We start from the raw sequence: 19,773 nt of genomic DNA, 5'->3' as shown, positions 1-19,773 counted from the left end.
CGTGTACCGACCGGCCCACGTGTGCCGACCGGCCGGCGTGTACCGACCGGCCCGCGTGTGCCGACCGGCCCGCGTGTACCGACCGGCCCTTTCCGGACACCCCCGGGACCCGACCGGCGCGGCCCCACCGACCCCACCAGCCCCTCCACCTTCTCTACCGGATTCTCACAAGTCGGCAATTCCCGCAGCGCACGGCCGAGTTGATACCGGGAACCGCAGCCGCTCCCCCTGCGTGATCTTTTCTGGTGCCTTACGGTGCCGGACATAGAATGCGACGCAAAATCGTGATCGAGCATCGGGGGTCGGCGCACCATGGGGTTCGACGAGGAATGGGCCCAGCTGCGGGCCGAGGCGGCGGAGCGGCAGGACACGGCGATGCGGCTGAACCAGCTGCCGGCCGACCAGGGCGGCTCGGGCGGGACGGGCGGCGGGAAGCTGGTCTCCTCCCCCGCGGAGAAGAACGCGGCGGCCAACACCATCGAGACGCGTCTCGTCCCGGACACCAAGAAGGCCACCGACTTCGCCGACGAGGCCACCTCGACGGCCATCGGCAGCCTGAAGGACTGGCAGACCTCGACGGGACTCAAGACGGTCCAGGAGACCTGGGACAAGCAGGTCAAGACGCTCGTCGGCCGGCTGAACCGCGAGAAGGGCGCCCTGCGCGCCACCGTCGCCACCCTCGGCGGGGTCGACGTCGAACGCCGCCAGCGCATCCAGAGCGTGCCGTCGAGTCTCGACGCGTACTGAGCCGCGCCCTCCGCGCGCGCCGGGCCCCGGCCCCGGCGCGTACCGAGCCGCCGCCGCGCGCCCCCGAACCCGCCCACGCCCCGCCGCCCGTAGGGAAAGAGAATGCTGACGTACCACGACGTCATGTCCGCCGACTTCGGTCCGCTCAACGCCGCAGCGGACAAGTGGCAGAAGATGGCGGACGAGATCCACAAGGTGGAGAACGCCTACCGGGACAGCGTCCAGAAGATAACGATGGGCCAGACCTGGCTCGGTGACAGCGCGACCGCGGCGCACACGAACTTCGCCGCGACCCGTTACGAGTACCAGGCGGCCCAGACCCAGGCGAAGGCCACCGCCACCCTGCTGCGCAACGCCCACCAGCAGTTCACCGAGCTGAAGAAGCAGCTGGAGAACGCGCGCGCCGACGCCGTGAAGGACGGCATGAAGGTGTCGGAGCAGGGCAACGTCGCCTACGACTGGGACAAGCTCACCCCGGCCGAACGCGAGGCCGCCCGCCACGACCCCGACCACGCCTCGTCGGTCCGCGCGAGCGAGCAGTCGTGGCAGGAGTACATCAAGGCGTGCGTGAAGGCCGTCGACGACGCCGACAAGGACCTGAAGAAGGACTTGGAGTCCGCCGTCAAGGACGGGGTCGGCGGCAAGAACGACGAGACGCTCGGCACCGGCTTCAACGGCGACGCCGGCAAGGTCGCCGCCGCCGACGACAAGCAGAAGCAGGAGCGCCTGGAGCTCGCCTCGCTGGCGATGCGCGACGACGAGACGCTCGAGGACTGGATGCAGCGCCTCCAGCGCGACGGCGTCGAGAAGCTCACCGGCAGCAAGCGGCTCGCCGACCTCTTCGCGGGCGTCCAGAAGGGCACGGTCACCGCCGGCGCCTTCGCCCTGGCCCTGGGCACGGGCGCCAAGAACGGCTGGAAGCTCTTCAAGTACGCCAAGGACGGCACGAGGGTCACCGCGCCCGGCACGGGCATCGCCAGCCGCATCAACGAGCGGATGATGCTCTCCTCCTCGGGCTTCTGGAGCAAGCTGCCGCCCAACGTCGTGGGCGCCCTGACGGGCTCGGAGGAGGCGGCCGCGCTCGGCGGCTACATGACCAAGGGCGGACGCTTCTTCATCCCGACGGCGGCCGAGGCCAACCTCGCCCGGGTCGCCGCCAACGGCGGCCTCGCCAACGCCGCGAAGGCCGCGGGCTGGATCCGCGGCGCGGGTGTGGTGGGCGCCGCGGCGGGCACCGCCTTCGGCATCGCCAACCTCAGCACGTACACCCCCGAAATGATCAAGGAGGACCCCGCCAAGTTCGCCACCGACCTCAGCGGGACCACCTTCAACGCCTCCCTCACGGTCCTCGCCGTGGCCCCGAACCCGATCACGGCCGGTGTGGCCATCGGTACGGGCCTCGTCTACGCCGGCTGCCTCGTGTGGGACAACCACGAGGCCATCGGCAAGGGCCTGGAGAAGGCGGGGGACTGGGTCGGGGACAAGGCCTCGGACATCGGGGACGGCATCGCCAGCGGCGCCAAGAAGCTCGGCAGCGCCCTCAACCCGTTCGACTGACGAGGGAGACCATGCACACCGCCATCACCCCGTTCACGCTCTCCCCGTGGAAGGCGCGCGAGCCGGGCGGCCGTCGGCAGCACGGCTGGCAGGGCACGTCCCCGGAGCTCGGCGGGATCCGGGTCGTCTGCCCGGCGTCCCCGCACGCCACGGGGGTGATCGTGGCGCAGGTGACCGGTGGGCGGGTCCCCGTCGCCTCGTTCGAGACCCGCGGCATCCACACCGAGGTCGTCAGCAGGCCCACCCTGAACCGGGCGACCTGCCGGGTGGGCGACGGGCTGGTGGCCCTGGAGCGCAACCGGTGGGCGCTGACCCACCGGGGCCGCTCCCTGCGCCTGCGGTACCTGGGCGACGACTACCGGCTGACGGCGATCGACAAGCGCGCGTACCGGCTGACCCGGCGGCCGGACGCCGAGGACCCCGGCGCGGTCCTCACGGTGCGGCAGTCCGGCATCGCGGGCGGCCGGAAGCTGACCGTCCGGGCGACGGGACGGGTACTGCCCGCCGACGTGTCCCTGGCGGTCCTGTTCTCCGCCGTCGACCGGTCGGTCCTCACCCGCCGGGGGGCCGTGCGGGCCGGGATCTCCCGGATGTTCGGGTTCTGGGCGGAGACGACGTACTGACGACGTACCGAAGAACGTCCCGGCGCGGGCGGACCCGACAGGACCCGACACGATCCGACCGCGAACCGACGCGGCCGCCCCGATCCGATCGACCCGGCCCCGACCGGACCCGACCGCCCGGACCGCGAGCGACCGACCCGACCTGACCGGCCGGCCCACCGGCCCCACGAACGCGCTCCCGCCGGCCGCGGCGAGCGACTGACTACCAAGTGAGTGTGTATGCCTTCCTTTGACGTTTCCCGGTCCCGCTTCCGGCTCTCCGACGAGCACCTCATCGTGCTCGGCGAGCTCGGCTCGGGCGCCGAGGTCCCCGGCGAGTTCGCCGAGGCCCACAAGGAGCTCGTGGCCTGCGGCCTGGTCGACGCGGAGGACCGGCTCGCCCAGCCGCTCCTGCCGCTGGTCAGGACCTTCCTCTCGCCCGGTGTGGTCGTCTCCCTGGAGACGGCCGGCCGCCAGGGCAAGCTGGAGCACGGGATGTTCATCGGCGAGGAGGACGTCGTCGCCTTCGAGGCGTGGCCGGGGAACCCGGAGTCCGAGTACTCCCTCGTCGAGCCGAAGACCCTGGTCTGGAAGCTCGCCGACATGGTCGCCCTGCGGCAGTCGCGCACGGCGCGGGAGACGGCCCTCACGGCCGTCGACACCACGGTGGCGACCGTGGACGCCGGCTTCGCCGCGCTGGAGCGCGCGGCGACCGCCCCGACCGGGGACGAGGAGCGGCGGATCGTCCGCGAGGCCCTCGGCGCCGGTGGCGCCCTCGCCGAGCCGGCCCTGTCGCTCCTCGCCGAGCTCATGTCGGAGCTGCGGGCGAGCTGGCGGATGACCGCCGCCTGGCGGGGCCGCCACGACGGGCGCGACGGCGTCGAGGGCCGCGGGTTCGCCGTGTGGGACTGCGGTCCGCTCGGCTACTGGCTGCGCGAGCTGCCCGAGGAGCCGCTCCCCGCCGACCAGGTCACGCCCGGCAGCCCCTTCCGGCTGGTCCGCACGGACGCCAGGACGGTCTGGAACCGCATCACCGACCTCCTCCCCGACCAGTCGGAGCTGCGGGCCGCGGCGACCCGCTGACGGCCCCGGCCGCCACCGGTACGGCGGACGGCGCCCGACAGGCGGACGGCCCGGCGCACCCACCCGGCGGACCCGCCCACGGCCCCGCAGCCGCCGGTACGGCGGACGGCGCCCGACGGGCAGACGGTCCGGCGGACCGGCGGACCGGCGGACCCGCCCTGCGGACCGGCGCACGGCCCTGCGGCCCGCCACCGGTGCGGCGGCGGGCCGCCCGCCGCGGCGCGCCGCGCACGGCGGCACGGACGGCCGGCACCGGCGAAACGGTGCCGGCCGAATCGGTGCCGGAAACGACGGGGAGCCGGTCCCGTGGGACCGGCTCCCCGTCGACGTCTGCGCGGGGACCGCCGCACCCCCGTGACCGGGGGGCGGGACGACGGCGGTCCCCGCGGGGGACACGGGCCCGGGTCAGGGCCGGTCCCCGCGTCCGCGGCGTCCGTGGAGACCCGGGAGCCGCTCCGGGAGTCCGTGACGCCGACACCCCCTACGGTGCCCTGTGCGTGTTAAGCGGGTGCTGCCGGTACGTGACGTGCTCGTACCGTTCGCGCGAACCCCCTGTGCGCGGGGGTCACTTGCCTTCGCGGGCCAGGAACGCGAGCAGGTCCTGCCGGCTCACGACGCCCGTCGGCTTCCCCTCGACCAGCACGATCGCCGCGTCGGCCCGCCCGAGGACGGCCATCAGGTCCTCGACCGGCTCGCCCGAGCCGACCTGCGGGAGCGGGGAGCTCATGTGCTTCTCCAGCGGGTCGTTCAGCGACGCGCGCTGCGCGAACAGCGCCTCCAGCAGCTCCCGCTCGACGACCGAGCCGACGATCTCGGCGGCCATCACGTCCGGGTGGCCGGCGCCCGGCTTCACGATCGGCATCTGCGACACGCCGTACTCGCGCAGCACCTCGATCGCCTCCCCGACCGTCTCCTCCGGGTGCATGTGCACCAGCTTCGGGATGTCGCCCTCCTTGTGGCGCAGCACGTCGCCGACGCGCGCCGACGGACCGGCGTCCTCCAGGAAGCCGTAGTCGGCCATCCACTCGTCGTTGAAGATCTTCGAGAGGTAGCCGCGGCCGCTGTCCGGCAGCAGGACGACGACGACGTCGTCCGGGCCGAGGCCCTCGGCGACGCGCAGCGCCGCGACGACCGCCATGCCGCAGGAACCGCCGACGAGGAGGCCCTCCTCCTTGGCGAGGCGGCGGGTCATCTGGAACGAGTCCTTGTCGGAGACGGCGACGATCTCGTCCGTGACCGTGCTGTCGTAGGCGGACGGCCAGAAGTCCTCACCGACGCCCTCGACCAGGTACGGCCGGCCGGAGCCGCCCGAGTAGACCGAGCCCTCCGGGTCGGCGCCGACGACCTTCACGCGGCCGCCGCTGGCCTCCTTCAGGTAGCGGCCGGTGCCGGAGATGGTGCCTCCGGTGCCGACGCCCGTGACGAAGTGCGTGATCCTGCCCTCGGTCTGCTCCCACAGCTCGGGGCCGGTCGTCTCGTAGTGCGAACGGGGGTTGTTCGGGTTCGAGTACTGGTCCGGCTTCCAGGCGCCCGGCGTCTCGCGGACGAGGCGGTCGGAGACGTTGTAGTAGGAGTCGGGGTGCTCCGGGTCGACCGCCGTGGGGCAGACGACGACCTCGGCGCCGTACGCCCGCAGGACGTTGATCTTGTCCGTGGACACCTTGTCGGGGCAGACGAAGATGCACTTGTAGCCCTTCTGCTGGGCCACGATCGCCAGGCCGACGCCGGTGTTGCCGGACGTCGGCTCGACGATGGTGCCGCCGGGCTTGAGGTCGCCGCTCTTCTCGGCGGCCTCGATCATGCGCAGGGCGATGCGGTCCTTGACCGAACCGCCCGGGTTGAAGTACTCGACCTTGGCCAGGACCGTGGCCTGGAGGCCCGCGGTGACGCTGTTGAGCTTCACCAGCGGGGTGTTGCCGACGAGGCTGATCATCGAGTCGTGGATTTGCACCGTAAGTCTCCGGGGTCTCCGTAATGGTCCAGCCAGCGTAAGCCGAGTGGATGCGTAGGCGGGCACGGTTCCGGGGCAGTTAGCTCACAGACGGCACGGAGGAGGTGGGCGCCCCTATGTCGAGGGCGAGCGTGGCACGGCGGATCGCGGCGGGCGCGGCGTACGGCGGCGGCGGCATCGGCCTGCTCGGGGCCGCCGCGATGGGGGTGCTCGTCGCCGAGGTGCAGCTGGCGAAGCGCTCGGTCGGCGGCGGGTTCGCGCCGCTGCCCCCGACGGCGGACGGGCTGTACGGCCGGGCCTTCGACGGGGTGCCGCTGCGGTTCGCGCTGCTGGGCGACTCCACGGCCGCCGGTCAGGGCGTGCGGCGGGCCGGGCAGACGCCGGGCGCCCTGCTCGCCTCCGGGCTGGCGCAGGTCGCCGAGCGGCCGGTGGAGCTGCGCAACGTCGCCCTGCCGGGCGCGCGCTCCGACGACCTGGAGCGGCAGACCACCCTGCTGCTGTCGCGGCCGGAGTGGGTGCCCGACGCCTGCGTGATCATGGTCGGGGCGAACGACGTCACCCACCGGATGCCGCCCACGCAGTCGGTGCGCTACCTGTCGGAGGCGGTGCGGCGGCTGCGGGGCGCGGGCACGGAGGTCGTGGTCGGCACCTGCCCGGACCTGGGCACCATCGAGCCCGTGTACCAGCCGTTGCGGTGGCTGGCGCGGCGGCTGTCGCGGCAGCTGGCGGCGGCGCAGACGATCGTCGTGGTGGAGCACGGGGGCCGGACGGTGTCGCTGGGCGACCTGCTGGGGCCGGAGTTCGCGGCGAACCCGCGGGAGATGTTCGGCGCGGACAACTACCACCCGTCGGCGGAGGGGTACGCCACGGCGGCGATGGCGGTGCTGCCGACGGTCTGCGCCGTGCTGGGCGTGTGGCCGGAGCCGGAGCGGCTGGAGGCGGACCGGCGCGAGGGCCTGCTGCCGGTGGCGCAGGCGGCCGCCGAGGCGGCGCAGGAGGCCGGTACGGAGGTCACGGGCGCCCGCGCCCCGTGGGCCCTGCTGAAGCACCGCAGGCGCCGCCGGCTGACCGAGTCGGCCGCGCCCGCCCGGCCCGCGCACCCCGACCCGCACGACGGCCCCGGCCCCCACGGCGGCCCCGACCCGCACGACGGCCCCCACCCGCACGGCGCTCCCGGCCACCCCGGCGGGAACGACGACCGTGCCGGCCGGGGCGGCACGGGGCGGGCCGGGAACGGCCACCGCGGCGGGACGGGGCGCGCCGGGCGCGCGGTGGGCGGCGGGCGGGCGCCCCGACCGCCCCGGCCGCCGGCGGCCGGGACCGGCACGGAGGCCGGGGTGGAACCACCGGCGGAGACCGGCACCTGGACGGATGCGGGCCCCGACACGGACCGCGACTGAGCGGGCGCTTAGAAATGCGGTGGGTGTCACACCCCGCGAGCGGTGACCCCGGCTCTACGTAGGGGTAACTTCCCTCTCAGTCGCCCACACGTCACCTGGAGCCGTGATGCCCGAAGCCGTGATCGTCTCTGCCGCCCGCTCCCCGATCGGCCGGGCCTTCAAAGGCTCGCTGAAGGACCTGCGGCCCGACGACCTGACCGCCACGATCATCCAGGCCGCGCTCGCCAAGGTCCCCGAGCTCGACCCGCGCGACATCGACGACCTCATGCTCGGCTGCGGCCTGCCCGGCGGCGAGCAGGGGTTCAACCTCGGCCGCATCGTCGCCGTGCGGATGGGCATGGACCACCTGCCCGGCTGCACGCTCACCCGCTACTGCGCCTCGTCCCTGCAGACCACGCGCATGGCCCTGCACGCCATCAAGGCGGGCGAGGGCGACGTCTTCATCTCCGCGGGCGTGGAGACGGTCTCCCGGTACGTGAAGGGCAACTCCGACAGCCTGCCCGACACGCACAACCCGGTCTTCGACGAGGCCCAGGCCCGCACCGCGTCCCGCGCCGAGCACGGCGGCGACGAGTGGCACGACCCGCGCGAGGACGGCCTCGTGCCGGACGCGTACATCGCGATGGGGCAGACCGCCGAGAACCTCGCGCTCCTCAAGGGCGTCTCGCGCCAGGAGATGGACGAGTTCGGCGTGCGGTCGCAGAACCTCGCCGAGCAGGCCATCAAGAACGGCTTCTGGGAGCGCGAGATCACCCCGGTGACGCTCCCGGACGGCACCGTGGTGAGCACGGACGACGGCCCGCGCGCCGGCGTGACCCTGGAGGGCGTGCAGGGCCTGAAGCCGGTCTTCCGCCCCGACGGCCGCGTCACCGCCGCGAACTGCTGCCCGCTCAACGACGGCGCCGCCGCCCTCGTGGTCATGTCGGACACGAAGGCGCGGGAGCTGGGCCTGACCCCGCTCGCCCGCGTCGTCTCCACCGGTGTCTCCGGCCTCTCCCCCGAGATCATGGGGTACGGCCCGGTCGAGGCCAGCCGGCGGGCGCTCAAGCACGCCGGGCTCACCATCGACGACATCGACCTGGTGGAGATCAACGAGGCCTTCGCCGCCCAGGTGATCCCCTCCTACCGCGACCTCGGCATCCCGCTGGAGAAGCTGAACGTCAACGGCGGCGCCATCGCCGTCGGCCACCCCTTCGGCATGACCGGCGCCCGCATCACCGGCACGCTCATCAACAGCCTGCAGTTCCACGACAAGCAGTTCGGCCTCGAGACCATGTGCGTCGGCGGCGGCCAGGGCATGGCGATGGTGATCGAGCGCCTCTCCTGACCCGGCGCCCCTTCCGGACCCGGAGCCCTTCCGGCCGCTCCGCGTCCCGGCCGTGACCGAATCTCCCCCAGGATGTGACCTATCTCCCGGGGGAGATTCGTTTATGCAGGTCACGGTTGTGGGAGCGGGAAACATCAGCCTGAGAAACCTGTCCATTTCGTGACGTAATGCACTGACACCGGGCCCACGGGCAGGACAAGCTGATGTAGGAAGTGCGGGGGATCGATTGAAACCGGGAGTAAGTCAGTGAGCGCCATGTCTCTCGCCCTGCTGCTGACCACGGCCACCGCCACGGCCGTGGGCGCCGCCGCGCTGTGTGCCGCCCACGGGCTGCGCCGGCAGATCACCGCCCTGCGCACCGACCTGGCCGCCGCCCGCACCGCGGCGGGAGCGGCGCCCACGGTGCCGCACGCCCGCTCCGCCGACGCCACCATGGCGGAGGAGATACGCACGGCGGTCGCCGAGGCCCTGGCCGAGGAGCGCGAGCGAGAGCTGGCCGAGGCGCGCGCCTTCTGGGCCGCCCAGGAGGCCAGGGACGCCACCGACTCCCCCGCCTCCCTGCTGGGCGGCGCGGGCCCGCTGGGCGCCGCGGGCGACGACGGCCCGTACTTCGTCCCCCGCCAGGCCGACTTCGCGGGCCTGGACGCGCTGGACCTGGACGCCGCCGAGTACGCCGACGCCCCCGACTTCGCCGACGCCGACCCCGCCGGGCTGCCCGACCTCCTCGGCGAACTGCCCGGGTTCGCCGCCGCGGGCGAGTGCCCCGAGTACGCGGAGGACTCCCCGGAGCTGGCCGCGGCCCGCCGCCGCCACCCCTCGCACCCGGACTTCGTGCCGGTGCAGACGCCGGTCGTCACCGACCACGAGCGGACCGTGGCGCGACTGGAGGAGCTGGCCGCCGCCCGCACCGCGCTCACCGACGTACGGCCCGGCCCGCTCGGCACGCTCGACGTGTACGTCTTCGCCGACGGCACCACGCTCTGCATGACGCCCGGCCACCGGGAGACCGCCGAGCGGCTCGCCGCGGCCCTGCGCGGCGGCGCGGCGCCCTTCCTGCTGGGCGGCTCGGGCATCTCCGGCGCGTACGCGCTGACCTTCTCCTGCGGCGACGTCGACGGTGAGGGTGACGGCGGCGGCAACGTCTACATCCTCGCGGACCGCGTCATCGCCTCCCTGTAGCCCGCGGGACCCGGCCCCCGCGCCGTACCGCCCCACGGGCCCGTCGCCGGACCGCCGCCCGGACCGCGAGCCCCTGCCGTCCGCGGGGCCCCTGCTCCCACGAGCCCGCCCCGCGCGCGGCAGCCGCCCCTCACACGGCGAGCCGGGCCGCCGCGTCGCGCACCAGCGCCACGGCGTCGTCCCACTCGGCCCGCAGGGACTCCCGGCGGGCGGCGTCGTCCCGGGCGGCCGCCACGGCCGCCCGCCACGCCTCGACGAAGTCCGCGCCCGCGACGGCGAGCTGGTCGCCGACAGCGAAGACGCCCGCGTCGGGCATGCGCCGCGGTGCGCCGGGGGCGGCCTCCAGCCGGTGCGCCCGCACCGCCAACTCCCCGGCCAGCGCCAGCCCGCCGGCCGCCGCGCCCTGCCGGAGCCTGCTCTGCGGGGCGGACCGCAGCCGGTCGCAGAGTCGGCCCACGGCCTCGGTCAGTTCCGTCGTCTCGTGCACGCCGCGACCCTATGCGCCGCGGCGGCACTGTTGCCAACGGACGAACAGTCGGGCACGGTGACGTGAAGGAGCACTCGCGCACAGCGTCCGGAGGCGCCGATGTCCCACGTCTTCTCCGCAGAGACCCACCGAAACCTGCTCTCCCGCATCCCCCACTGCACCGGCCGTGAAGTGGCCGACTGGCTGCGCACCGTCGAGGAAGGCCCCTCCCTCGTCCGTTTCGAGGAGAAGGTGAGCTGGCTCCGGAGCGAACACGACCTCGCCTACGGCCACGCCAAGGCGATCATCCACGAGTACGACCTGAGGCGCGCGGCCCGCAAACTGGTCTGACGGGCCCGCCCGGCCCCGCGCCCCGACGGGCGCCGGCGGCCGACGGCCCGACGTACCGGGAAAGCCGGGAGGGCCCGCCCGGACCGAGTCCGGGCGGGCCCTCCTTCGCGTGCCGCGTGGCACGCACCGCGTCGTGCGCGACCGACTCCCGGTCAGTCGTCGCCGGCGAAGATCGACACCAGGCGCAGGAACTCCAGGTAGATCCACACCAGGGTCATGGTGAGGCCGAAGGCCGCCAGCCACGACTCCTCGCGCGGGGCGCCGTAGGCGACGCCGTCCTCGACCTGCTTGAAGTCCAGGGCCAGGAAGCACGCGCCGAGGACGATGCCGATGATGCCGAAGACGATGCCGAGGCCGCCGCTGCGGAAGCCCAGGCCGTCACCGCCGCCGAAGACGGCGAACAGCATGTTCACCGCCATCAGCAGGACGAAGCCGATCGCGGCCGCCATCACGAAGCCGTAGAAGCGGCGGTTGACGCGGATCCAGCGCTTCTTGTAGGCGATCAGGACACCGGCGAAGACCGACATCGTGCCGAGCACCGCCTGCGGCACGGCGCCCGCCGCGACGTACGTGGTGACGGCGCTGGAGATGACGCCCAGGAACACGCCCTCGAAGGCCGCGTACCCCAGGATCAGCGCCGGCGACGCCTTGCGCTTGAACGACTGCACCATCGCGAGGACGAAGGCCACCAGGGCCGCGCCGATGCCGATGCCGTACGACTTGTTCAGGTTCGCCGGGTCGACCGGCAGCAGGAACCAGGCGAGTGCGGCGGCGACGAAGACCGTGCCGAGCGTGATGGCGGTGCGCGACACCACGTCGTCGATGGTCATGACGCCGGAGCGGGCCGGGGCCTGCTGCGGCATGCCCGCCTGCACACCGGGCTGGGCGTACGGGTCGGTCGCGTACGGGTTCGTCGCGTACGGGTTCGTTCCGGCGGCGGGGCCCCCGGCCTGCTGCTGCGCGTTGAAGCCCGCGTAGCCGTTGTCGCGGCTGAACCCCCGTCGCGAGAAGACCGGGTTGCTGCTCCTCATCTCACTCCTCCATGGCCGCCGTGCGCGGCCTTGACACAAGAGTAATGGGGGAGCAAAGGAAACACCCTAGTGCTCGGGGAGGATCTTTGCGCCTCCGGATATCGATCACGCATCGCCACGTGTCGGGCCGGGGGCTCTCCCGAGCGGTGAGTGCCCGGAGCCGGACTCGAACCGGCACGGCCCGAAGGCCAGCGAGGTTTAAGCTCGCCGTGTCTGCGTTCCACCATCCGGGCAAGTGCGCGGCTCCGCGTCAGCACAGGAGCCTATCCGGGGCACGTCCCCCGAACAGCCGACGAGTGGCCCGATGTTGTCTTATTTTATTGAGGTCTGAGGGGGCGTCAGCACGTCCGCGCGGCGCTGCGCCAGCACGGGCGCCGGGTTCGCACCCGCATATGCCCCTCCCACGGAATGACGGAAAGTCGCCGTCCGTCCACACCGCGTCCCCACCCACCGGGGGCGCCCGCGGCCCTCTCAGGGGTGCCGTCATACCTCAGGAGGAGAGGCGGGCCCCGCCGTCAGACTCCAGACGGCCCCGGGAACGGGCACCCGGACGGACGCCCCGCGGGGGTGCCGGAGCCGACGATGGGACGGTCCCGACGAACACCATGCGTGACAGGAGCCCTCCACGTGATCCCCTCCCCGACGACCGCACACCGCGCCACCACCGCGGTGGCCGCCCGCGCCACGGATCTGTCCAAGGTCTACGGACAGGGCGAGACCCGCGTGGTCGCCCTCGACCGGGTCACCGTGGAGTTCCCGCAGGGCGAGTTCACGGCGATCATGGGACCGTCCGGCTCCGGCAAGTCGACGCTCATGCACTGCGTGGCCGGCCTCGACAGCTTCACCAGCGGTTCCGCCCGCATCGGCGAGACCGAACTGGGCTCGCTGAAGGACAAGCAGCTCACGCAGTTGCGCCGGGACAAGATCGGCTTCATCTTCCAGGCGTTCAACCTGCTCCCGACGCTCACCGCGCTGGAGAACATCACCCTCCCCATGGACATCGCGGGCCGCAGGCCGGACAAGCAGTGGATGGACCGGGTCATCGACATGGTCGGCCTGTCCGGGCGGCTGGGCCACCGGCCCGCGCAGCTCTCCGGCGGCCAGCAGCAGCGCGTGGCCGTGGCCCGCGCCCTGGCCTCCCGGCCCGAGATCATCTTCGGTGACGAGCCCACCGGCAACCTCGACTCCCGCTCGGGCGCCGAGGTCCTGGGCTTCCTGCGCAACTCGGTGCGCGAGCTCGGCCAGACCGTCGTGATGGTCACGCACGACCCGGTGGCCGCCTCCTACGCCGACCGGGTGATCTTCCTGGCGGACGGGCGCATCGTCGACGAGATGCTCGCGCCGACGGCCGACGGGGTCCTGGACCGCATGAAGGAGTTCGACACCAAGGGCCGGACCAGCTGACCGGGGCGCCGTGACGGCTTCCGCACCGCCCCGTACCGCCCCGCCCGCCACCGGCCCTCCACACCAGGACACCCACCTCATGTTCCGTACCGCCTTGCGCAACGTGCTCGCGCACAAGGCCCGGCTGCTGATGACCGTGCTCGCCGTCATGCTCGGCGTGGCCTTCGTCTCCGGCACCCTGGTCTTCACCGACACCCTGAACCGCGCCTTCACCAACCAGTCCGCCAAGAGCTACGACGACGTCGCCGTCGCCGTCACCTCCTACGGGGGCGGCGACGACCCGAAGCAGGAGCCCGGCGTCTCCCGGGCCACCCTGGAGAAGATCGAGCGGTTGGACGGGGTCGCCACCGTCACCGGGCGCGTCGACGGCTTCGCCGGCGTCCCCGACCCGAACGGCAAGCTCATCGGCGCCGAGTGGTCCAACAAGGGCGCCAACTTCGCCCCGGGCGCGGACGGCCGCGACCCCGCGTACACCTTCGTCGACGGCGCCGGCCCCCGCGCCGACGGCGAGATAGCCCTGGACCGCGACACCGCCGAGGAGGGCCGGTACCAGGTCGGCGACACGGTCCGCGTCGCCACCAACGGCCCGGTGAAGGAGTACCGCCTCGCCGGTGTCTTCACCACCGACGACGGTGCCGTCAGCGCCGGCGGCAGCCTCGTGCTGTTCGACACCGAGGTCGCCCAGCGGCTCTTCCTCGAGCCGGGGTACTTCAAGGACGTCACCATCACCGCCGCGCCCGGCGGCCAGGACACCCGGATCCTCGACGCGGTCGAGCCGCTGCTGCCGGAGAGCGCCGAGGCGCAGACCGGCAAGGCCCTCGCCGACCAGCAGGCCAAGGAGATCGAGGAGGGCCTGAGCGCCTTCAACCAGATCCTGCTGGGCTTCGCGGGCATCGCGCTCTTCGTCGGCGTCTTCCTCATCGCCAACACCTTCACCATGCTCGTCGCGCAGCGCACCAAGGAGGTCGCGCTGATGCGGGCCGTCGGCGCGTCCCGCAAGCAGGTCACCCGCTCGGTGCTGACGGAGGCCGCCATCGTCGGCCTCATCGCCTCCACCGCCGGCTACCTCCTCGGCGTCGGCCTCGCCGTGGGCCTGCGCTCCGGCATGGCGGCCTTCGACCTGAAGGTGCCGGACGGCCCGCTCGTCATCGGCCCCACCCCGGTCCTCTCCGCGCTCGGCGTCGGCCTGTTCGTGACGATGCTCGCCGCGTGGCTGCCCGGCCGCCGCGCCGCGAAGATCCCGCCCGTCGCGGCCATGAACAGCATGCACGCGGCCCCCAGCCAGAAGTCCCTGGTGGTGCGGAACACCATCGGCGGCGTGCTGGCCGCGGTCGGCGCCGGCGTGATCGTCTACGGTGCCGTCTCCGGCGGCGACACGGGCCGGATGCTCATCGCCGCGGGCGCCTTCCTCACCCTCATCGGCGTGATCATGCTGATCCCGCTGCTGTCGCGGCCGCTCATCGCCGCCGTACGGCCGCTGATGGTCCGGCTCTTCGGGGTCTCCGGCAAGCTCGCCGGGCAGAACGCCGTCCGCAACCCGCGCCGCACCGGCGCCACCGCCTCGGCGCTGGCCATCGGCCTGACCCTGGTGACCGGCCTGTCCGTGCTGGGCGTCACCGTCGGCCGGTCCATCGACAAGATGACCACCGACCAGATCACCGCCGACTACATGGTCCGCATGGCCGGCGGCGGCGACCTCGACCAGTCCGCGCTGACCGCGCTGGAGAAGGCCCCCGGCGTGACCGCCGTGTCGCCGCAGCAGGCGGCGTACCTGGAGCTCGACGGCGAGTTCGCCGCCGCGTCGGCCGTCACCCCCGGCGACATCGAGAAGGTCCTGAACGTCGAGCGGGTGGACGGATCGCTCGCCTCGCTCGCCCAGGGCCGGATCGCGGTCGCCGAGAAGACGGCGAAGAACCGCGGCTGGAAGGTCGGCGACACCCTGCCCGTCACGTTCGACGACGACAAGAAGGGCAAGCTGACCGTCGGCGCGATCTACGCGGACAGCGAGTTCCTCTCCCCCGTCCTCGTCGACGCGAAGGTCGTGCGGCAGCACGACGCCAAGCCGTACATCCCCTCCATCTACCTGACGATGGAGGGCGGCCAGAGCGCCGCGAACGAGAAGGCGCTCATCGACGCCCTGGGCGACAACCCGGCGATCACCGTGATGGACAAGCAGGACATCCGCGACGAGTTCGGCGGTGTCATCAACATGATGCTGAACATCATGTACGGCCTGCTGGCGATGGCGCTGATCATCGCGGTCCTCGGCGTCGTCAACACGCTCGCCATGTCCGTCTTCGAACGCCAGCAGGAGATCGGCATGCTCCGGGCGATCGGCCTCGACCGCCGCCGCGTGAAGCGGATGGTCCGCCTGGAGGCCGTGGTCATCTCGCTCTTCGGCGCGGTCGTCGGCATCGGGCTCGGTTCGTTCCTCGGCTGGGCCATCGGCGAGACGATCAAGGGCAGCCTGCCGGACTACGCGCTGGTCCTGCCCTGGGACCGGATCGCGATCTTCCTGCTGCTCGCCGGCGTGGTCGGCGTCCTCGCCGCCATGTGGCCGGCGCGCAGCGCGGCGAGGCTGAACATGCTGAACGCCATCAAGTCCGAGTAGCCGGCGGGCCCGGACGCACCGGACACGCGCACAAGGGCCGGACCTCCACCCGGAGGCCCGGCCCTTCGCCGTCCGCCGCGCGGGCCCCGGCCGGGGCGGACGCCGGGGCCGGGCGGACGGTGGGGCCGACGGGCCCCGGGCCCGGGCCGGGGCGGACGCCGGGGCCGGGCGGGGTCGTCTCGGGTGTGCGACGCGGCGACCGCGGCGCTAGGGGGTCCAGGCGCGGGTGCGCAGGGGCAGGCCGGAGGTCCCGCCGTCGGGTGTGCGGACGGCGAGGACCTGGTTGACGCCGATCCGGTTGCGCTCGAAGGCGAGTGCGGACGCGGCCATGTAGAGGCGCCAGACGCGGGCCCGGCCGGGCGACGTGAGGCGTACCGCCTCGTCCCAGCGCTCCTCCAGGTTCGCCACCCACCGGCGCAGGGTGAGGGCGTAGTGCTCGCGCAGCGCCTCCACGTCGCGCACCTCGAAGCCGGCCTCCTCCAGGGCGGTGGTGGTCCGCCCGAGCGGGGCCAGCTCCCCGTCGGGGAAGACGTACGCGTCGATGAAGGGGTCGAGGCGGTAGCGCTGCCCCGGCGTGTCGGGGCGACGGGCGATCTGGTGGTTGAGGAGCCGGCCGCCGGGTCGGAGCAGGGCGTGCAGCGTGCCGGCGTACGCGCGGTAGCGGATGTCGCCGACGTGCTCGGCCATGCCGACGGAGGAGATCGCGTCGTACGGCCCGTCGTGGACGTCCCGGTAGTCCTGCACCCGGATGTCGACCCGGTCGGCGAGGCCCTCCTCGGCCACGCGCTTGCGGGCGTGCGCGGCCTGCTCGGAGCTGAGGGTGACGCCGACGACGGTGGCGCCGTGGTGGCGCGCGGCGTGCAGGGCGAGGGAGCCCCAGCCACAGCCCACGTCGAGGAGCCGGTCGCCCTCCGCGAGGGCGAGCTTGCGGCAGACCAGCTCCAGCTTGTCGCGCTGGGCGTCCTCCAGGGTCCCGCCGGGGGTCCAGTAGGCGCACGAGTAGACCATGGAGGGACCCAGGACCAGGGCGTAGAAGTCGTTGCCGACGTCGTAGTGGTGGCTGACGGCCTGCCGGTCGCGCCGCCGGGTGTGGAGGGGGCCGCTGCGGCGCCGCACCTCCTCCGGGGGCGGCGGGGGCGGCGTCCAGGTCCCGGACAGGTCCAGCAGCTCCCGGACGGCGGCGCGGGCGTGCGGATCGCGCGCGGTGCGCAGGGCCGCGAGCGCCCCGGCGAGCGCGCCGCCGGGGCGCTCGTCCCGGTCGGGGCGGCGCTCCCACAGCGGCCCGGCGAGCCGGCCGAGCACCTCGTAGAGGTCGCCCTCCACGTCCAGCTCCCCGGCGACCCAGGCCCGGGCGAGGCCCAGTTCGCCCGGGGCCCACAGCAGCCGCCGCAGCGCCCTGCGGTGACGGACGACGAGGACGGACCCGCCGGGGAGGGGCGGGCCCGCCTCGCTGCCGTCCCAGGCGCGGATCCGCACGGGCAGCGGGACGCCGAGCAGCTCCCGGGCCAGCGCGGCGAACCGCGCAGCGGTGTCGGACATGGACACACCTCCGTGACGTGGGGCCGGACACGCTCGGCACCACGTAAGCACCGGAGGTGGCGGAAGAGGAGTCCGGATACCACCCCGTGTCGTGGGCGGTCAGCGCACCCGCGACGCGGGGCGCGCGCCGTGCGCCCCGGCGCACGGCCGGCGCGGGGCGCCCCCGGCCCGGCTGCCCCCCCCCCAGCGTCGCCCCCGTGGTCGCTGCCGTCGTCCCCGTCGTCCCTGCCGTCGTCCCCGTCGTCCCCGCCGTCGTCCCCGTCGTCCCCGCCGTCGTCCCCGTGGCCCTCGCCTCCTGACGCCGGTCCGCCCGGTCGTCACGGGCATCGCTCCGGTGCGGCGGACCGCCGCACCGCGTCCGGGGGCGGCGGACCGCCCCCGGACGCGGCGAGGGGCCGCCCGCACCACGGATGGCGGGCGGCCCCTCGACGGGACTGCGACGGGACGGCGACCGGCCGGGGCCGGCCGGGGTCAGGAGGCCTTGGCCTTCTCCTGCTTGGGCGCGGCGGGCGCCGGGGCGGGCTTGGCGGCCTCGTAGAACTCCTCGCGCGGCGACTCGATGGCGCCGAGCGAAACGACCTCGCGCTTGAGGAACATCGCGAGCGTCCAGTCCGCGAAGACGCGGATCTTCCGGTTCCAGGTCGGCATGGCCAGACCGTGGTAGCCGCGGTGCATGTACCAGGCGAGACGGCCCTTGAGCTTGATCTTCATCTTGCCCATGACGATCATCGCGACGCCCTTGTGCAGGCCGAGACCCGCGACGGCACCCTTGTTGGCGTGCTCGTACTCCTTCTGCGGGAAGCCGCGCATGCCGGACACGACGTTGTCGCCGAGGACCTTCGCCTGGCGCAGCGCGTGCTGGGCGTTCGGCGGGCACCAGGCGTTCTCGTTGCCGGCCTTGCGGCCCACGAGGTCGGGGACCTGGGCGTTGTCGCCGGCGGCCCAGATGTAGTCGGTGCCGGTGACCTGGAGGGTCGGCTGGCAGTCGACGTGGCCGCGGGGGCCGAGCGGCAGGCCGAAGCGGGCCAGCGCCGGGTTCGGCTTCACACCGGCGGTCCACACGATGGTGTTGGAGTCGACCTCCAGGCCGTTCTTCAGCACCACGTGACCGTCGACGCAGGAGTCCATGGACGTCGAGAGGTAGACCTCGACGCCGCGGCCCTCCAGGTGCTCCTTGCCGTACGCGCCGAGCTTCGGGCCGACCTCGGGGAGGATCTTGTCGGCGGCGTCGACCAGGATGAAGCGCATGTCCTCGCGGGACACGTTCTTGTAGTACTTGGCCGCGTCGCGGGCCATGTCCTCGACCTCGCCGATGGTCTCCGCGCCCGCGAAGCCACCGCCGACGAAGACGAAGGTCAGCGCCTTGCGGCGGACGTCCTCGTCGGTCGTCGAGTCGGCCTTGTCGAGCTGCTCCAGCACGTGGTTGCGCAGCCCGATGGCCTCCTCGATGCCCTTCATGCCGATGCCCTGCTCGGCGAGGCCGGGGATCGGGAAGGTGCGGGAGACCGCGCCGAGCGCGATGACCAGGTAGTCGAACGGCAGCTCGTACGCCTCGCCGACGAGCGGCGCGATCGTGGCGACCTTGCGGTCCTGGTCGATGGTGGTGACCCGACCGGTGAGGACCTCGGCCTTGGGCAGCACGCGTCGCAGCGGGACGACGACGTGCCGCGGCGAGATGCTGCCGGCGGCGGCTTCGGGGAGGAAGGGCTGGTACGTCATGTACGAGCGCGGGTCGACGACCGTGACGGTCGCCTCGCCGTAGCGCATCTTCTTCTGGATGCGTCGAGCTGCGTACAGGCCTACGTACCCTCCGCCTACTACGAGGATCCTGGGACGCTCCGTGGTGCTCATGCCATCGAGTATCCACCCCTCGGACGGGGGGTGCTCGTGCGCCCCTTCACAAGGTTCCGGGATACCTCTGCTACACTGCGCCGCCCACGTGATCCAGGTCATGTCGTCGACCGGGAACCAGGGTCCGGCGGGGGACGTTGTTCACCCCCTCATCACCCCCTGTGAACTGGACCGGAGAGCCCTCCGTAACGGTGGAGGACCGCCTTTGTTCACATGGCTGAAACTCGCCTGGGGCTACGAAAGATGGGGAGCGAAAGAGCCCTGACGGGCCTCTGTAAGGGCCGAACCCCCCTCAGACCACCCCCATCAGGGCTCTTTTCCTTGTGAAGAACTTCACGAAGTTTCTCCGATCATCCGCCGAACGGGTGTCGTGAGCGCCCCCGTCGCACCGGCGACCAGGCGATTTCTCCCGGGTGCCACCGCGGACGCGACGCCGCACCCTCCGGTCGACACCCACGTGCGAACGTGCGAACCGAGAACACCGTGACGGTACGGGAAGCACGCGCACACCTCGCCGACCACATCGACCGGGCCGAGGAAGGCGCCCCCACCCTCATCACGCGCAACGGCGCCCCGGTGGCGGCCCGTGGTCCCGATCTCGGACTGCGAAGCGCCGGAGGAAGCGGCCGACGTGCTGTCGGCGCGCGAGGCCGAAGCCTGGTCGGCAAGGTGGG

At 73.2% G+C, this 19,773-nt stretch carries 14 protein-coding genes, 1 tRNA gene and 2 pseudogenes; 11 read left to right on the top strand and 6 right to left on the bottom strand.

What is annotated here, in order from left to right:
• The first annotated feature begins 312 nt into the window (after positions 1-312).
• The 4 genes from ACF053_RS16250 to ACF053_RS16235 all read left to right on the top strand — a co-directional run bounded on the left by ACF053_RS16250 (position 313) and on the right by ACF053_RS16235 (position 3,989).
• Positions 313-747 carry a hypothetical protein gene (locus ACF053_RS16250; protein WP_391954487.1) on the top strand — a complete coding sequence of 145 codons (435 nt, stop codon included), beginning with the start codon at positions 313-315 and terminating at the stop codon, positions 745-747.
• A 102-nt stretch (positions 748-849) separates the two neighbouring features.
• Complete coding sequence (locus ACF053_RS16245; protein WP_391954486.1) at positions 850-2,304, top strand: hypothetical protein; 1,455 nt, start codon at positions 850-852, stop codon at positions 2,302-2,304.
• An 11-nt stretch (positions 2,305-2,315) separates the two neighbouring features.
• Positions 2,316-2,927 carry a hypothetical protein gene (locus ACF053_RS16240; protein WP_391954485.1) on the top strand — a complete coding sequence of 204 codons (612 nt, stop codon included), beginning with the start codon at positions 2,316-2,318 and terminating at the stop codon, positions 2,925-2,927.
• Between the two features lie 219 nt (positions 2,928-3,146).
• Entirely contained in the window at positions 3,147-3,989 is an 843-nt protein-coding gene (locus ACF053_RS16235) for a histidine kinase (protein WP_391954484.1), read from the top strand.
• Positions 3,990-4,554: 565 nt separating this feature from the next.
• On the opposite strand, the gene ACF053_RS16230 is transcribed toward ACF053_RS16235, so the two are convergent.
• Positions 4,555-5,940, bottom strand: coding sequence for a cystathionine beta-synthase (locus tag ACF053_RS16230; protein WP_058945012.1), 1,386 nt, complete (start codon positions 5,938-5,940; stop codon positions 4,555-4,557).
• Between the two features lie 116 nt (positions 5,941-6,056).
• Here ACF053_RS16230 and ACF053_RS16225 point away from each other — a divergent pair.
• From ACF053_RS16225 to ACF053_RS16215, 3 genes and pseudogenes are all read left to right on the top strand, one after another.
• Positions 6,057-7,058 (top strand): annotated as a pseudogene (locus ACF053_RS16225) (SGNH/GDSL hydrolase family protein); the annotation flags it as partial.
• 388 nt (positions 7,059-7,446) lie between these two features.
• Positions 7,447-8,667, top strand: coding sequence for an acetyl-CoA C-acetyltransferase (locus ACF053_RS16220; RefSeq protein WP_391954483.1), 1,221 nt, complete (start codon positions 7,447-7,449; stop codon positions 8,665-8,667).
• Positions 8,668-8,922: 255 nt separating this feature from the next.
• The gene (locus tag ACF053_RS16215; RefSeq protein WP_391954521.1) at positions 8,923-9,846 is read left to right on the top strand and encodes a hypothetical protein; all 924 of its coding nucleotides are present in this window, start codon (positions 8,923-8,925) and stop codon (positions 9,844-9,846) included.
• 130 nt (positions 9,847-9,976) lie between these two features.
• Here the strand turns inward: ACF053_RS16215 and ACF053_RS16210 are convergent, their stop codons facing one another.
• Positions 9,977-10,333 carry a hypothetical protein gene (locus ACF053_RS16210; protein WP_391954482.1) on the bottom strand — a complete coding sequence of 119 codons (357 nt, stop codon included), beginning with the start codon at positions 10,331-10,333 and terminating at the stop codon, positions 9,977-9,979.
• A gap of 99 nt (positions 10,334-10,432) precedes the next feature.
• Between ACF053_RS16210 and ACF053_RS16205 the strand changes: the two genes are divergently transcribed.
• Complete coding sequence (locus ACF053_RS16205; protein ID WP_058945016.1) at positions 10,433-10,663, top strand: DUF4287 domain-containing protein; 231 nt, start codon at positions 10,433-10,435, stop codon at positions 10,661-10,663.
• Between the two features lie 152 nt (positions 10,664-10,815).
• Here the strand turns inward: ACF053_RS16205 and ACF053_RS16200 are convergent, their stop codons facing one another.
• Complete coding sequence (locus tag ACF053_RS16200) at positions 10,816-11,694, bottom strand: Bax inhibitor-1/YccA family protein (protein ID WP_391954481.1); 879 nt, start codon at positions 11,692-11,694, stop codon at positions 10,816-10,818.
• A gap of 151 nt (positions 11,695-11,845) precedes the next feature.
• Positions 11,846-11,927, bottom strand: a tRNA-Leu gene (locus ACF053_RS16195).
• A gap of 349 nt (positions 11,928-12,276) precedes the next feature.
• Between ACF053_RS16195 and ACF053_RS16190 the strand changes: the two genes are divergently transcribed.
• Positions 12,277-13,098, top strand: a complete 822-nt coding sequence (locus tag ACF053_RS16190; RefSeq protein WP_391954480.1) for an ABC transporter ATP-binding protein — start codon at positions 12,277-12,279, stop codon at positions 13,096-13,098.
• Positions 13,099-13,177: 79 nt separating this feature from the next.
• Positions 13,178-15,709, top strand: a complete 2,532-nt coding sequence (locus ACF053_RS16185; protein ID WP_391954479.1) for an ABC transporter permease — start codon at positions 13,178-13,180, stop codon at positions 15,707-15,709.
• Positions 15,710-15,916: 207 nt separating this feature from the next.
• Here the strand turns inward: ACF053_RS16185 and ACF053_RS16180 are convergent, their stop codons facing one another.
• Both ACF053_RS16180 and ACF053_RS16175 read right to left on the bottom strand, forming a co-directional pair.
• Positions 15,917-17,248 carry a class I SAM-dependent methyltransferase gene (locus ACF053_RS16180; protein ID WP_391954478.1) on the bottom strand — a complete coding sequence of 444 codons (1,332 nt, stop codon included), beginning with the start codon at positions 17,246-17,248 and terminating at the stop codon, positions 15,917-15,919.
• 471 nt (positions 17,249-17,719) lie between these two features.
• A complete protein-coding gene (locus tag ACF053_RS16175; RefSeq protein ID WP_391954477.1) occupies positions 17,720-19,099 on the bottom strand; it encodes an NAD(P)/FAD-dependent oxidoreductase in 1,380 nt (459 codons plus the stop codon).
• A 465-nt stretch (positions 19,100-19,564) separates the two neighbouring features.
• On the opposite strand from ACF053_RS16175, the pseudogene ACF053_RS16170 reads away from it, so the two are divergent.
• Positions 19,565-19,757 (top strand): annotated as a pseudogene (locus tag ACF053_RS16170) (type II toxin-antitoxin system Phd/YefM family antitoxin); the annotation flags it as partial.
• Positions 19,758-19,773: the final 16 nt, after the last annotated feature.

Source organism: Streptomyces kanasensis (genome assembly GCF_043077165.1).
Taxonomy (GTDB): Bacteria; Actinomycetota; Actinomycetes; order Streptomycetales; family Streptomycetaceae; genus Streptomyces; species Streptomyces changanensis.
Note: the sequence above shows the minus strand (reverse complement) of the source record. Positions and strands in the feature narration are given on the sequence as shown.

Coding starts and splice junctions, on each gene's coding strand:
- ACF053_RS16250 (WP_391954487.1), top strand. CDS start 313: ATGGGGTTCGACGAGGAATGGGCCCAGCTGCGGGCCGAGGCGGCGGAG.
- ACF053_RS16245 (WP_391954486.1), top strand. CDS start 850: ATGCTGACGTACCACGACGTCATGTCCGCCGACTTCGGTCCGCTCAAC.
- ACF053_RS16240 (WP_391954485.1), top strand. CDS start 2,316: ATGCACACCGCCATCACCCCGTTCACGCTCTCCCCGTGGAAGGCGCGC.
- ACF053_RS16235 (WP_391954484.1), top strand. CDS start 3,147: ATGCCTTCCTTTGACGTTTCCCGGTCCCGCTTCCGGCTCTCCGACGAG.
- ACF053_RS16220 (WP_391954483.1), top strand. CDS start 7,447: ATGCCCGAAGCCGTGATCGTCTCTGCCGCCCGCTCCCCGATCGGCCGG.
- ACF053_RS16215 (WP_391954521.1), top strand. CDS start 8,923: ATGTCTCTCGCCCTGCTGCTGACCACGGCCACCGCCACGGCCGTGGGC.
- ACF053_RS16205 (WP_058945016.1), top strand. CDS start 10,433: ATGTCCCACGTCTTCTCCGCAGAGACCCACCGAAACCTGCTCTCCCGC.
- ACF053_RS16200 (WP_391954481.1), bottom strand. CDS start 11,694: ATGAGGAGCAGCAACCCGGTCTTCTCGCGACGGGGGTTCAGCCGCGAC.
- ACF053_RS16190 (WP_391954480.1), top strand. CDS start 12,277: ATGGGACGGTCCCGACGAACACCATGCGTGACAGGAGCCCTCCACGTG.
- ACF053_RS16185 (WP_391954479.1), top strand. CDS start 13,178: ATGTTCCGTACCGCCTTGCGCAACGTGCTCGCGCACAAGGCCCGGCTG.
- ACF053_RS16180 (WP_391954478.1), bottom strand. CDS start 17,248: ATGTCCGACACCGCTGCGCGGTTCGCCGCGCTGGCCCGGGAGCTGCTC.
- ACF053_RS16175 (WP_391954477.1), bottom strand. CDS start 19,099: ATGAGCACCACGGAGCGTCCCAGGATCCTCGTAGTAGGCGGAGGGTAC.